Here is a 12,999-nt window from a genome sequence, read left to right on the forward strand (position 1 = left end):
GACCGATTGGTTCTGACGTGGTGCTGAAAGAGAAATCGAGGTGGAGCGGGCCGGCGTACAGCTCGGCTATACGCTCATCCGGCCTGCAACGCTCATTCGGCATCGACACGACGAACTGCAGACACGCTTGAGATCGACATGGCGTCGCGCCACGAGCCGTATCCCGAAGTCAGTCACGCGCCCATTGTGCCACGACATCGCCCCTGGTCCGTCCACGGGCGACCTATTTACCCCGAATTTTCGGTAAATAGGCTGGCAGCGCCGACAAAAGTTCTTTCGACGTATGCGTGGAACGGCGGTGTCGGCGTTTCTGGGAGACTGGGTCGGTGAATCTTCTCGCTGCACCCGCGGTCGCACTCGAACTGCCCGACGAGGCGTTCGACGGGGTGGGTCGGCGCCCGTTCGGCATCTACGTCCACGTTCCATTCTGTGCGACCCGGTGCGGATACTGCGATTTCAACACCTACACCGCCGGCGAACTGGGAACCTCCGCCTCGCCCGAGTCGTGGCTGGAAGGTCTTCGTCGGGAACTCGACGCGGCGGCGTCGCTCATGACCGAACGAACCGGGATGGTCCCGACGGCCGACACCGTGTTCGTCGGGGGTGGGACACCGTCCTTGCTCGGCGGCGACGGCCTGTCCGATGTGCTTGCTGCGGTGCGGGGGAGTTTCGGTCTGACCAGCGGGGGCGAGGTCACCACCGAATCGAATCCCGAGTCGACGTCGCCCGAGTTCTTCGATCGACTTCGCGCCGGGGGCTTCACCAGGGTGTCCCTCGGGATGCAGTCGGCGGCCCCACACGTGCTGGCAGTGCTCGATCGCACGCACACTCCTGGACGCGCAGTCGAAGCAGCGAAGGAAGCGCGCCGCGCCGGATTCGACCACGTCAACCTCGACCTCATCTACGGCACACCCGGCGAGCGTGACGCCGACCTGGACTCCTCCCTGGCGTCGGTGCTCGACGCCGGTGTCGATCACGTGTCCGCCTATGCACTCATCGTCGAGGACGGGACTGCCATGGCGCGCAAGGTGCGTCGGGGAGAACTACCCATGCCCGACGACGACGTGCTCGCCAGCCGGTACGAGCGCATCGATTCGGTGCTGTCCGGCGCCGGTCTGCACTGGTACGAGGTGTCCAACTGGGCCACGGGCGCTGACGCCGAGTGCAAGCACAACGTCGGCTACTGGGACGGCGGAGATTGGTGGGGCGCCGGCCCCGGTGCCCACAGTCACATCGGCGGCACCCGCTTCTGGAACGTCAAACACCCGGCTCGCTACTCGGAACAATTGGCGTCCGGTGTCTTCCCCGTGGCGGGGAGCGAGCTGCTCACCGCCGAGGACCGCCACCTCGAAGAACTCATGCTCAAGATTCGGCTCAGGACCGGGTTGCCCGCAGATGTCCTCGCGCCCGATGAACTACTGGCTGCCGATCAGGTCGTCGCGGACGGTCTGATGGCGGTCGAGGGTGGCAGCTACGTGCTCACCGAACGTGGACGGCTGCTCGCCGACGCCGTGGTCCGGACCATTGCCGCGTGAGGTCCGTTCCCCGGGACTGTTCAGGCCCCGAGCAGGTCGTAATCGAACACCCGGGCATGCAGCACGGTTCGGTTCCGCAGCGCCGCCCGGACGGCTCGGTGTAACCCGTCCTCGAGGTACACCACACCGCGGTAGTGCACGGCATGTGGGAACAGATCGCCGTAGAACGTCGAATCCTCGGACAACAGTCGATCCAATTCGAGGACTTTCGTCGTCGTCACGATCTCGTCCAGTCGAAGTTGGCGAGGCGGGATCTTGGACCAGTCGCGCAGGGAAAGCCCGTGCTCGGGGTACGGCTTGCCGTCGCGTACGCCTTTGAAGATCATGCGATGAACGTCGTCGAAGTCGAGTAGGCCACCGCACCACAGTAAGGCCTTGGAGCGCCGAGGTGTCTGCGGCTACTAGACTCGAGCGACGAGCTACGCGAACAAGACCTGATCGGAGGGTGGAAAGTGTCGAGCACCGACGACAGACGATTCGAAGTATTGCGCGCCATCGTTGCCGACTACGTCTCCACTCAGGAACCTGTCGGCTCACGTGCCCTGGTCGAGCGCCACAATCTCGGTGTATCCAGCGCCACCGTGCGAAACGACATGGCAGTCCTCGAAGCCGAGGGATACATCGCCCAACCGCACACCAGCTCGGGACGTGTTCCGACGGACAAGGGCTACCGACAGTTCGTCGATCGCATCGCCGATGTGAAGCCGCTGTCGCCTGCGGAGCGTCGCGCGATTCTCGAATTCCTCGAGAACGGGGTCGACCTCGACGATGTGCTCCGGCGTGGGGTCCGCCTGCTGGCACAGTTGACTCGTCAGGTTGCCGTCGTCCAATATCCGACTCTGTCGGTGTCTTCGGTCCGGCACCTGGAGATCGTTGCGCTTACCCCGGCCAGGTTGCTGATGGTTCTCATCACCGATTCGGGAAGAGTCGACCAACGGATCGTCGAGCTCGGCGATGTCATCGACGACGACGAGCTCGCTCAGCTGCGTCGCCTACTCGGCGGCGCGTTGGAAGGAAAGCGCCTGGCGGCGGCGTCGGCTGCCGTCGCCGAGCTGGCAGAGAACGCACCGGCCTCGCTGCGCGACGCGATGATCAGGTCGGCCACCGTGTTGATCGAATCACTTGTCGAACATCCCGAAGAGAGATTGGTTCTCGGGGGGACGGCGAATCTCACCCGCAATGCGGCCGACTTCGCCGGCGATGCAGGTTTCCCGGGCTCGCTTCGCGCGGTACTCGAAGCTCTGGAAGAGCAGGTCGTGGTGCTGAAACTACTTGCTGTGACGCAGGACACGCGGACGGTTACGGTGCGGATCGGCGAAGAAACCCAGGTCGAGGAGATGCGCGGTACCTCGGTGATTTCCACCGGCTACGGTTCGGCTGGCATGGTGCTGGGAGGAATGGGTGTGCTGGGCCCCACTCGGATGGACTATCCAGGAACAATTGCATCGGTCGCGGCCGTTGCGAGATACATCGGCGAGGTCCTCGCCGAACGCTGAGAACTTCCACGCTGCCGCGCACAATGGGGGTGCGGGCGGCGAGTAACTGATCCAAGAGAACTACATGACGAAAGAGACTTACGTGGCACGGGATTATTACGGAACGCTCGGAGTCGGTCAGAAGGCCACCGACCAGGAGATCAAGCGCGCCTACCGGAAGCTTGCTCGCGAACTTCACCCCGATGTGAACCCGGACGAGGCCGCTCAGGCTCGGTTCAAGGAAATCTCGACCGCGTACGAGGTGCTGTCCGATCCGGAGAAGCGTCGCATCGTCGACCTCGGCGGAGACCCACTCCAGCAGGGTGGAGGCGGTGGCGGAGGGTTCGGCGGCGCCGGTTTCGGTGGCGGTCTCGGTGACGTGTTCGAGGCCTTCTTCGGCGGCAGTGGCGGCGGCGGAGGTCGCGGACCTCGTGGTCGCGTCCAGCCCGGAGCTGACTCGTTGCTGCGCACGAAGCTGACACTCGACGAGTGCGCATCGGGCGTCACCAAGCACATCACCGTCGACACCGCGATCCTGTGCGACCTGTGCACGGGTTCGGGTACCAACGGTGACTCGAAGCCTGTTCGTTGTGAGACCTGCGGCGGCGCCGGCGAGGTCCAGTCGGTGCAGCGTTCGTTCCTCGGCCAGGTCATGACGTCTCGGCCGTGCCCGACGTGCCGCGGTGCCGGCGAAACTATCCCCGATCCGTGCCGCAAGTGCGCGGGCGACGGCCGTGTGCGATCACGTCGTGACATCTCGGTCAAGGTTCCGGTGGGTGTGAGCAACGGGATGCGTATCCGGCTTGCATCGCAGGGCGAAGTCGGCCCCGGAGGCGGACCTGCAGGAGACTTGTACGTCGAAATCGTCGAGCAGCAGCACGAGGTCTTCGTTCGTGACGGCGACGACCTGCATTGCACCATCCGCGTACCGATGGTCGACGCGGCACTGGGAACCTCGGTGTCGGTGGACGCCATCATCGACGGCCCCACGGACATCACCATCGACCAGGGAACCCAGCCAGGGGCAGTCGCTGTGCTGCGAGGACACGGAATGCCGAAGCTGCGCTCCGGAGTCCGCGGCGATCTGCACGCACACCTCGAGGTGGTCGTCCCGTCACGGCTCGACAGCAAGCAGAGCCAGCTCCTCGAAGATCTCAAACGGCTCCGCGATCGTGACGCAGCCGAAGTGGTGACGACCGGGTCGCAGCACAGCGGCGGGTTGTTCTCCAGGCTGCGGGAAGCGTTCAGCGGTCGCTGACGATGGCGGCAACCGTCTTCTACTTGACCCCGTTGCCCGACGTCGGCGGCACAGCCGTTCTCGACGGCAAGGAGGGCCACCACGCTGCCACGGTGCGCCGAATACGCGTCGGTGAGCGCATTCTGTTGTCCGACGGCGCTGGTGGACTCGCGGATACGGTCGTGACATCGGTCGGGCGTGATCGTCTGGAAATGGCGGTGACGTCTCGATCCGAGGCTTCCCGACCTGCCCCGACCGTCGGTCTGGTTCAGGCGCTCCCCAAGGCGGATCGCTCGGAACTGTCGGTCGAACTGGCCACCGAAGCCGGCATCGACTCGATCGTTCCGTGGCAGTCCGCGCGGTGTGTAGCCCGGTGGGAGGGCGCGAAAGCCGTCAAGGGTGTCACCCGTTGGCGAGCCGTCGCGGCGGCCGCGTCGAAGCAGTCTCGACGCCCCTTCGTGCCGGACGTGCTCGACCTGCACGACACCGCAGGGGTCGTCGAACTCGTCCGGTCGGTCGTCCAGCGGGGCGGCATCGTCGCGGTGCTGCACGAAGCCGCAACGGCCGAGTTCTCCTCGCTGCCGTTCCGCGAAGTCTCGGAGGCGTTGCTCGTCGTCGGTCCCGAAGGTGGGATCGATGACAAAGAAATCGTCAGGCTGACCGATGCAGGTGCGACAGCGGTGATGTTGGGGCCCACAGTCTTACGCACATCGACGGCAGCAGCTGTCGCGCTCGGAGCGATCGGTGCGATCACCGACCGGTGGGCGCAGGCACCGCTCGATTCCGGATCGCCCGAGTGAATCGAATCCGAATTGCCTACGGCGAGCACTCCGAACAGTTCGGACATCTGTATCTCCCGGAAACCGCTGCATCTGAGCCCGTTCCGGTTGTCGTTGTCATCCATGGTGGATTCTGGAGTGGTCGATACGCGCTCAATCTCGGAACTCAGTACGCGATCGAGTTCGCCCGAGCCGGGTTCGCCGCATGGAACATCGAATACCGCCGAGTCGGTGCCGGTGGAACGTGGCCGGAGGTGAGCCGCGACGTATCCGACGCTGTGGACGCCGTCGGCGGTGTCGTGCAGGAGAATTCGCCGTTTCGTCTCGATCGCGGCGACGTCCGGATCGTCGGGCACTCGGCAGGCGGCCAGCTCGCGGTCTGGCTGGCAGGACGGGAAGAGCCCGACATTCGGCCGTCGAGGGTGGTGTCCCAGGCAGGAGTGCTCGATCTGACCGTCGGGCCGTCGAACAAATCGGTCAACCCGGCAGTGCAGGCACTGCTCGGTGTGAGCTACGAACAAGCGCCGGAACTCTATCGCTCCGCGTCACCGCTGCATCGGTTGCCGACCGGCATTCCGGTGCACTGCATCCACGGTGCGGCCGATGCGCAGGTCGCGGTCTCGCACAGCGAGCGCTACGTCGAGGCGGCAGTCGAAGCCGGGGACGACGCACGATTGTCCATCGTGGACGGCGAGGACCACTTCGCGTTCCTGCAGCCGGGGAGCGAGTGCTGGAAGCAGACGCTCGCCGCGGTGCTGGAATAATTGGAATGCGCTGGTCTTGCGGAGCGTTAAACTTCCATCAGTACGTCCGTATCAGATCGGCACCTTCATCAGCGACACCCGAAAGTAGGCACTGGCCACCACGTGACTGAACACAGCGAATTTCCTGCCGAACGTCAGGTTCGGTCAAGCATGGAATTGGCCCCCGAAGCGGTGCTGCCGCTCCTCGGAGCGTCGGACGAGAATCTGCGGACTCTGGAGCAGATGCTGAGCGCGGACATCCACGTTCGGGGAAACGCAGTGACTCTGTCCGGCAAGGTCGCCGATGTTGCCTTGGCGGAGCGCGTGATTTCCGAGCTGGCCGCCGTTGTGAAGCGTGCACAGCCGCTTTCTCCCGACGCAGTCCGGCGTACCGTCGCGATGCTCACCGAGGGCGTATCCGAATCGCCCGCAGACGTGCTGAGCCTGGACATACTGTCGCGTCGCGGCAAGACCATTCGGCCGAAGACTCTCAACCAGAAGCGCTACGTCGATGCCATCGACGCCAACACCATCGTGTTCGGAATCGGCCCCGCCGGTACCGGCAAGACCTACCTTGCGATGGCGAAAGCAGTGCAGGCTTTGCAGGCCAAGCAGGTCAGCCGCATCATCCTCACCAGACCGGCCGTCGAAGCCGGCGAGCGCCTCGGATTCCTCCCGGGGACCCTGCACGAGAAGATCGATCCCTACCTTCGGCCGCTGCACGACGCACTGCACGACATGATGGACGTCGAGTCGATCCCCAAGCTCATGCAGGCGGGAGTCATCGAGGTAGCGCCCTTGGCCTACATGCGTGGTCGCACCCTCAACGACGCATTCATCATTCTCGACGAAGCGCAGAACACCACCGCCGAGCAGATGAAGATGTTTCTGACCAGGCTCGGTTTCGGCGCCAAGATCGTCGTGACCGGCGATGTCACCCAGGTCGACCTACCCGGAGGTGCGCGTTCGGGCCTGCGCGCCGCGACCGAAATCCTGACCGAGGTCGAAGATATCCATTTCGCGCATTTGACCAGCAGCGATGTGGTGCGGCACCAGCTGGTCTCGGAGATCGTCGACGCCTACGAGCGGTTCGAGTCGACGCGTGGTGGCGACGGGCCGATCGAAAACCGTGCTGCGCGACGCTCGGGTGGGCCACGGTCCGCTCGCCGATAGACTCACCGTGTCCACCGAAGCGAAATGTGTGCGAAAGAGAGAATGAGCGGTAGATGAGTATCGAGGTGTCCAACGAATCGGGGATGGATGTCTCCGAGTCGGAACTCGTGAGCGTGGCCCGATTCGCGATCGCGAGCATGGACGTCCATCCTGCCGCCGAACTGTCGATGGTGCTCGTCGACTCGGCCACGATGGCCGATCTGCACATGCGCTGGATGGATCTGCCAGGCCCGACGGACGTCATGTCGTTTCCGATGGACGAGCTCGAGCCCGGTGGTCGTCCCGACGCCCCGGAGCCCGGCCCGTCGATGCTCGGTGACATCGTGTTGTGCCCCTCGTTCGCGGCAGATCAGGCGGCCGCGGCAGGCCATCCGCTCGAGCACGAGCTGGCGTTGCTGACCGTTCACGGCGTGCTCCACCTCCTCGGCTACGACCATGCGGAGCCGGACGAGGAGAAGGAGATGTTCGGTCTGCAGAACCGCATCCTCGAAGAATGGTACGAGGATCTGCGTCGCGCCGAGGAAGCCGAGCTGCAGGCCGCGCGTGACAACAGGCTGCTCGGCAAGACCGGATTCGCCCGGGACGACAACCTGTGAGCAGTGCGCCCGCTCTCATCGTCTCCGCCGTGGTCCTGGTGCCCCTTGCCGGTCTGTTCGCGGCCATCGATTCGGCCCTCAACACGGTCTCACGTGCGCGCATCGAGGACATGGTCAAGGACGAACGACCAGGTGCCGTCGGACTGCTGAACTTGGTCGCGGACCGGCCTCGTTACGTGAACCTGACGGTACTGCTCCGCATTCTGTGCGAGATTGCGGCAACGGTTCTGCTTGCCGGCGGGATGATGGATCTGCTGTCGGACAATCTTGCGCTCGCGGTCACCGCGATCGTGATGGTGCTGGTCAGCTACATCGCGGTAGGCGTCGGTCCGCGAACGCTCGGCAGGCAGCACGCGTACTCGATAGCGCTGTCCACGGCGTTCGCGCTGCGGGCACTCGGTTGGATTCTCGGACCGGTCAGCCGATTGCTCATTCTGATCGGCAACGCGATCACCCCGGGGCGCGGATTTCGCAACGGACCGTTCGCGTCCGAGATCGAACTCCGTGAACTGGTCGACATGGCGCGTGAACGCGGAGGGGTCGCCGACGACGAGCGTCGAATGATCCAGTCCGTCTTCGAACTCGGTGACACCTCTGCGCGTGAGGTGATGGTGCCCAGACCCGAGATGGTGTGGATCGAATCCGACAAGTCTGCCGGGCAAGCTACCTCGCTTGCGGTCCGCAGTGGGCACTCGCGTATCCCGGTGATCGGGGAGAACGTCGACGACATCGTCGGTGTCGTGTACCTGAAAGACCTTGTCCAGCAAACGTATTACTCGACCGACGGCGGTCGGGGTGTCCGTGTCGAGCAGGTGATGCGTCCTGCGGTGTTCGTACCGGACTCGAAGGCTCTCGACTCTCTGCTGTCCGAGATGCAGCTGGACCGAAACCACATGGCGATTCTTGTCGACGAATACGGCGGCACGGCAGGGCTGGTGACCATCGAAGACGTCCTCGAAGAGATCGTCGGGGAAATCGCCGACGAGTACGACTCGGACGAGGTAGCACCTATCGAGGAGCTCGGCGACGGGCGGTACCGTGTGTCGTCCCGTGTTCCGTTGGAGGATGTCGGCGAGTTGTTCGGTATCGACATCGAATCCGAGGACGTCGACACGGTCGGCGGACTGCTCGGCTACGAACTGGGTCGTGTGCCGCTGCCTGGTTCACGCGTCGAGTCGCACGGATTGATACTCGTCGGTGAAGGTGGGTCGGATCAGAAGGGCCGCGTGCGCGTCACGACGGTACTGGTGGAACGAGTGCCCACCCCGGAAGATGCCGACGACGAGCAGGACACACAGACACAGGACGCCGATGCGCGATAGTGCCGGCGATACCACGACGACCATCCCGGCCCGACGCGGCAGGGAGAGCTGGGAGGTGCTCGATGACTGATTCGAGCGAGAACACTTTTCGATCCGGATTCGTCTGTTTCGTCGGACGGCCGAACACCGGAAAGTCGACACTCACCAATGCACTCGTCGGCTCGAAGATCGCCATCACATCGTCGCGCCCCCAAACGACGCGTCACACGATTCGAGGCATCGTCCACCGCGAGAACGCGCAGCTCATTCTCGTCGACACCCCCGGATTGCACCGCCCGAGAACGCTGCTGGGGCAGCGGCTCAACGACCTGGTGCAAGACACGTACTCCGAAGTCGACATCATCGGCCTCTGCATTCCGGCGGACGAGAAGATCGGACCGGGCGACCGCTGGATTCTGGAGCAAGTGCGGCACATCGCGCCCAAGACCACGTTGATCGGCATCATCACCAAGATCGACAAGGTCAAGAAAGAACGCGTCGTGCAGCAGCTCATGTCGCTGTCGAAGCTCCTCGGCGAGAACAGTCATGTCATCCCGGTGTCGGCGGCGTCGGGGGAGCAGGTGGAGAAGCTCGTCGAGTTGCTCGCGTCGGAACTTCCGCCGGGGCCGGCGTTCTATCCGGACGGCGAGCTCACCGACGAGCCCGAAGAAATCCTGATGGCCGAACTGATCCGCGAGGCGGCGCTCGAAGGCGTCCGCGACGAGCTGCCACACTCCTTGGCCGTGGTGATCGAGGAGGTCACCCCGCGCGAGGGCCACGACAACATGCTCGACGTGCACGCGATTCTCTACGTCGAACGTTCCAGCCAGAAGGCCATCATCATCGGCAAGGGTGGATCGCGGCTCAAGGAGGTCGGCACCGCATCGCGGTTGCAGATCGAGAAGCTGCTGGGCACGCGCATCTACCTGGATCTGCACGTCAAGATCGCCAAGGATTGGCAGACGGACCCCAAGCAGATGGGCAAGCTGGGCTTCTGACGTTCGGTGCCCGTCGGGTGCGGGTGGCGCAGGTCTTCCGGAGCCATGACGTGGGAGACTGGAACGCGTGAGGCTATACCGGGACAACGCAGTCGTGCTGCGCCAGCACAAGCTGGGTGAGGCCGACCGTATTGTCACGCTCCTGACCCGAGACAACGGCATCGTCAGAGCCGTTGCCAAGGGAGTGCGCCGCACCAAATCCAAGTTCGGTGCCAGGCTCGAGCCGTTCGCTCACGTCGACGTTCTTCTCCATCCCGGACGCAACCTCGACATCGTCACGCAGGTGCATACCGTCAACGCGTTCGGTGGTGACATCGTCACCGACTACGGCTGCTACACCACCGGATGCGCAATTCTCGAAACTGCGGAACGGTTGGCAGGAGAAGAACATGCGCCCGCCAAACGGCTGCATCAGCTGACCGTCGGGGCATTGCGTGCTCTCGGTGACCGTGCACGCCCTCCGGAGCTGATTCTCGACGCTTTCCTGCTCCGCGCCATGGGGTTCTCCGGGTGGGCGCCGTCGTTGACGGAGTGCGCTCGGTGCGCAGCGCCCGGACCGCATCGCGCATTCCACGTCGCTGCGGGCGGATCGGTCTGCGTGCACTGCAGACCACCGGGATCGGCGACGCCGATGACCGGGGTACTCGATCTGATGGTTGCCCTCGAACGTGGCGAATGGGACTACACACAGACCACGTCCACCGCCGTACGCAGTCAGGCCAGTGGACTGGTGGCTGCCCATCTGCAGTGGCATCTGGAACGACAGCTGCGTACGTTGCCGCTCATCGAGCGGACCGCGCCGCATCTCCCCGAGCCTGCTTCGGCTCCGGTAACTGCCGTCGGGCAGGATGAAGACCGTGATTCTGCGACGCGAACCGCGTACTCAGCCTGACGAGGTCCCGGCGGTACGCCCACCGGATCCACACCCGTCCGGCGCACGGCCACCGATTCTCCAACCGGAGTTGATTCCACGTCACGTGGCCTTGGTCATGGATGGCAACGGTCGGTGGGCGCAGGACCGCGGGATGCCGAGAACAGCGGGTCACGAACGCGGTGAAGCGGTGCTCATGGACACAGTGTGCGGCTGCATCGATATCGGAGTGAAGTGGCTGTCGGCCTACGCGTTCTCCACCGAGAACTGGAAGCGCAGTCCCGACGAGGTCAAGTTCCTGATGGGATTCAATCGCGACGTCATCAGGCGTCGCCGAGACGAGATGAACGAGATGGGTGTCCGGGTGCGATGGGCCGGGCGCCGACCCCGCCTGTGGCGCAGCGTGATCAAGGAACTCGAAGTCGCAGAGGAGCTGACGAAGAAGAACACCGTCATGACCCTGACGATGTGCGTCAACTATGGTGGCCGAGCCGAAATCGCGGATGCGACAAAGGAAATCGCTCGACTGGTTGCCGCAGGCAAGCTCGATCCGGAGAAGATCACCGAAGCGACCGTCGCCAAGTACCTCGACGAACCCGACATGCCGGACGTCGATCTGTTCCTGCGTCCGTCGGGGGAGCAGCGAACGTCGAATTTTCTGCTGTGGCAATCCGCCTACGCGGAGTTCGTGTTTCAGAAGAAGCTTTTTCCGGACTTCGACCGCCGGGATCTGTGGGAAGCATGCGTCGAATTCGCCTCCAGAGATCGCAGATTCGGTGGAGTCAAGTATGAGTGAGCAGTTGTCGTTGCAGTCCCGCGCTGAACTGGCGCTCGCGCAATTCGCCACCGTGGTGGTCGGCGAGGAGGGTTCGCTCGGGTTCGACTATGCCGGTGCGCTGTGTTCGCTGCGTTCGGTAGCTTTGTCGCCGGGCCTGGAAGTGCTGTCTCTGACGGCCGTTCTTGCGTGGGGCCGGCCACTCAAGGCTGCATTGCACAAGAAGGTCGCCGATCGGAACGCGGACTCGCAGTTCGGATCGATCTCGGTCAACGTCCACGAGAAGTCGGCAGATGTGTTGTTGCGGTACACATTTCCCGCAAGTGGGCTCGACGACGAGGCGCTCATGACGATGCTGGTGCTGGTGCTCGGGGGAGTGGAGAAGGCCCGCGAGGGCTTGCTGCCCTGAGCTACTTGGCTTTGCACTCGCTGCAGGTGCCGAAGATCTCGATGGTGTGACTGACGTCGGTGAAACCGTTGTCCTCGGCGACGCTCTGAGACCACGTCTCGACGGTCGGTCCTTCGACCTCGACGGTGTAACCGCAGTCCCGACAGACGAGATGGTGATGGTGTCCGGACGAACAGCGCCGATAGACCGATTCTCCCGTGTCGATCCGCAGCACGTCGACAGTGCCGGCATCCGCGAGCGTCTGCAGCGTGCGGTAGACGGTGGTGAGACCGATACCTTCGCCGCGGCGGCGAAGTTCGTCGTGCAGGTCCTGCGCCGAGCGGAACTCCTCGATGTTGTCCAGTAGGTCGGAGATGGCGCTGCGCTGCTTGGTGGCGCGCACCCCGACTGCGACCGGCTTACGGGGGCGGACGGTGTCGGTCGTGGTCTTGTCGGTCACGAAATCAGCCTTCCTCGGCATGTGCGACGGCGTCGACGACGATGTGAGCGAGGTGATCGTCGACGAGTCGGTAGAGAACTTCACGTCCGTTGCGCTCGCCTTGAACAACTCCGGCGGCCTTGAGGACGCGGAGATGCTGGCTGATCAACGGCTGGGTAACCCCGAGTGCACCGACCAGTTCGTGGACGCAGCGCTCGGATTCACGTAATTGCAGAACGATTGCGATCCGCACCGGGGCCGCCAATGCGCGCAGAATGTCGCCCGCGGCGGTCAGCGTCTCTTTCGGAGGAACCGGTGCGGGTGGGGTAGCTGCGAACGGATCGTGCGCATGACCGGGGATCACAGCGTGGTCATCGCCGAGGTGTGAAGGGTCTGTCTCCAGGATTGCCAACAGATTTCTCCTTCGGTCAGTGCTCGGGTTCGGACACCAGACTAGTCCAGTGAGTGTTAATGCAAACCACTTCCATTTTGATATGCACGACTGTGCATGTCAAACGCGGTGGGGAGCGTTCGGTTATATGTGCCTCGACCGATAGGCTTCTGCCTGTCAAAGTCCCCCTCGCAAGACACCAAGATGGAGAGCTCCGCCAGTGGCACCCAAGTCCAAAGTCGAAACCGTCGCAAACCTCGCCAAGCGTCGAGGGCTCGTCTACCCCTGTGGCGAGATC

Annotated in this window: 15 protein-coding genes; 12 read left to right on the top strand and 3 right to left on the bottom strand. The window is 63.8% G+C overall.

Going from position 1 to position 12,999, the window contains the following annotated elements:
• The first annotated feature begins 326 nt into the window (after positions 1-326).
• Complete coding sequence (hemW, locus tag A2J03_RS23385) at positions 327-1,535, top strand: radical SAM family heme chaperone HemW (protein WP_068378751.1); 1,209 nt, start codon at positions 327-329, stop codon at positions 1,533-1,535.
• 20 nt (positions 1,536-1,555) lie between these two features.
• Here the strand turns inward: hemW and A2J03_RS23390 are convergent, their stop codons facing one another.
• Positions 1,556-1,861, bottom strand: coding sequence for a type II toxin-antitoxin system VapB family antitoxin (locus tag A2J03_RS23390; protein WP_068378754.1), 306 nt, complete (start codon positions 1,859-1,861; stop codon positions 1,556-1,558).
• Positions 1,862-1,987: 126 nt separating this feature from the next.
• On the opposite strand from A2J03_RS23390, the gene hrcA reads away from it, so the two are divergent.
• The 11 genes from hrcA to A2J03_RS23445 all read left to right on the top strand — a co-directional run bounded on the left by hrcA (position 1,988) and on the right by A2J03_RS23445 (position 11,892).
• On the top strand, positions 1,988-3,031 hold the full coding sequence (gene hrcA, locus A2J03_RS23395; protein ID WP_068378756.1) for a heat-inducible transcriptional repressor HrcA: 1,044 nt from the start codon (positions 1,988-1,990) through the stop codon (positions 3,029-3,031).
• A gap of 82 nt (positions 3,032-3,113) precedes the next feature.
• Positions 3,114-4,268: a molecular chaperone DnaJ gene (dnaJ, locus tag A2J03_RS23400; RefSeq protein WP_068378760.1), complete on the top strand. Its 1,155-nt coding sequence runs from the start codon at positions 3,114-3,116 to the stop codon at positions 4,266-4,268.
• Between the two features lie 2 nt (positions 4,269-4,270).
• Positions 4,271-5,047, top strand: coding sequence for a 16S rRNA (uracil(1498)-N(3))-methyltransferase (locus tag A2J03_RS23405; RefSeq protein ID WP_068378763.1), 777 nt, complete (start codon positions 4,271-4,273; stop codon positions 5,045-5,047).
• Positions 5,044-5,790, top strand: a complete 747-nt coding sequence (locus A2J03_RS23410) for an alpha/beta hydrolase family protein (RefSeq protein WP_068378795.1) — start codon at positions 5,044-5,046, stop codon at positions 5,788-5,790. Before A2J03_RS23405 ends, A2J03_RS23410 begins: the two co-directional genes overlap by 4 nt.
• A gap of 150 nt (positions 5,791-5,940) precedes the next feature.
• Positions 5,941-6,942, top strand: a complete 1,002-nt coding sequence (locus A2J03_RS23415) for a PhoH family protein (RefSeq protein WP_231912683.1) — start codon at positions 5,941-5,943, stop codon at positions 6,940-6,942.
• A 53-nt stretch (positions 6,943-6,995) separates the two neighbouring features.
• Positions 6,996-7,538, top strand: a complete 543-nt coding sequence (gene ybeY, locus A2J03_RS23420) for an rRNA maturation RNase YbeY (protein WP_068378768.1) — start codon at positions 6,996-6,998, stop codon at positions 7,536-7,538.
• The gene (locus A2J03_RS23425) at positions 7,535-8,860 is read left to right on the top strand and encodes a hemolysin family protein (protein WP_068378770.1); all 1,326 of its coding nucleotides are present in this window, start codon (positions 7,535-7,537) and stop codon (positions 8,858-8,860) included. The genes ybeY and A2J03_RS23425 overlap by 4 nt, the downstream gene beginning before the upstream one ends.
• Positions 8,861-8,922: 62 nt before the next feature.
• Positions 8,923-9,837, top strand: coding sequence for a GTPase Era (gene era / locus A2J03_RS23430; RefSeq protein WP_068378772.1), 915 nt, complete (start codon positions 8,923-8,925; stop codon positions 9,835-9,837).
• A 67-nt stretch (positions 9,838-9,904) separates the two neighbouring features.
• Positions 9,905-10,729, top strand: a complete 825-nt coding sequence (gene recO / locus A2J03_RS23435; protein WP_068378778.1) for a DNA repair protein RecO — start codon at positions 9,905-9,907, stop codon at positions 10,727-10,729.
• Positions 10,686-11,504 (top strand): isoprenyl transferase, encoded by an 819-nt coding sequence (locus A2J03_RS23440; protein WP_068378781.1) that lies wholly within the window; start codon positions 10,686-10,688, stop codon positions 11,502-11,504. Before recO ends, A2J03_RS23440 begins: the two co-directional genes overlap by 44 nt.
• On the top strand, positions 11,497-11,892 hold the full coding sequence (locus A2J03_RS23445) for a hypothetical protein (protein WP_068378783.1): 396 nt from the start codon (positions 11,497-11,499) through the stop codon (positions 11,890-11,892). Before A2J03_RS23440 ends, A2J03_RS23445 begins: the two co-directional genes overlap by 8 nt.
• A gap of 1 nt (position 11,893) precedes the next feature.
• Here the strand turns inward: A2J03_RS23445 and A2J03_RS23450 are convergent, their stop codons facing one another.
• Complete coding sequence (locus tag A2J03_RS23450) at positions 11,894-12,331, bottom strand: Fur family transcriptional regulator (protein ID WP_197480930.1); 438 nt, start codon at positions 12,329-12,331, stop codon at positions 11,894-11,896.
• A gap of 4 nt (positions 12,332-12,335) precedes the next feature.
• The gene (locus tag A2J03_RS23455; protein ID WP_197480931.1) at positions 12,336-12,674 is read right to left on the bottom strand and encodes an ArsR/SmtB family transcription factor; all 339 of its coding nucleotides are present in this window, start codon (positions 12,672-12,674) and stop codon (positions 12,336-12,338) included.
• Between the last annotated feature and the right edge of the window lie 325 nt (positions 12,675-12,999).

It is taken from the genome of Rhodococcus sp. EPR-157, assembly GCF_001647195.1.
Taxonomy (GTDB): domain Bacteria; phylum Actinomycetota; class Actinomycetes; order Mycobacteriales; family Mycobacteriaceae; genus Rhodococcoides.

Bases quoted from the DNA above. Each gene is read 5' to 3' on its own strand.
- A2J03_RS23390 (WP_068378754.1), bottom strand. From the start codon at position 1,861: ATGATCTTCAAAGGCGTACGCGACGGCAAGCCGTACCCCGAGCACGGG.
- A2J03_RS23405 (WP_068378763.1), top strand. From the start codon at position 4,271: ATGGCGGCAACCGTCTTCTACTTGACCCCGTTGCCCGACGTCGGCGGC.
- A2J03_RS23415 (WP_231912683.1), top strand. From the start codon at position 5,941: ATGGAATTGGCCCCCGAAGCGGTGCTGCCGCTCCTCGGAGCGTCGGAC.
- ybeY (WP_068378768.1), top strand. From the start codon at position 6,996: ATGAGTATCGAGGTGTCCAACGAATCGGGGATGGATGTCTCCGAGTCG.
- era (WP_068378772.1), top strand. From the start codon at position 8,923: ATGACTGATTCGAGCGAGAACACTTTTCGATCCGGATTCGTCTGTTTC.
- A2J03_RS23440 (WP_068378781.1), top strand. From the start codon at position 10,686: ATGAAGACCGTGATTCTGCGACGCGAACCGCGTACTCAGCCTGACGAG.
- A2J03_RS23445 (WP_068378783.1), top strand. From the start codon at position 11,497: ATGAGTGAGCAGTTGTCGTTGCAGTCCCGCGCTGAACTGGCGCTCGCG.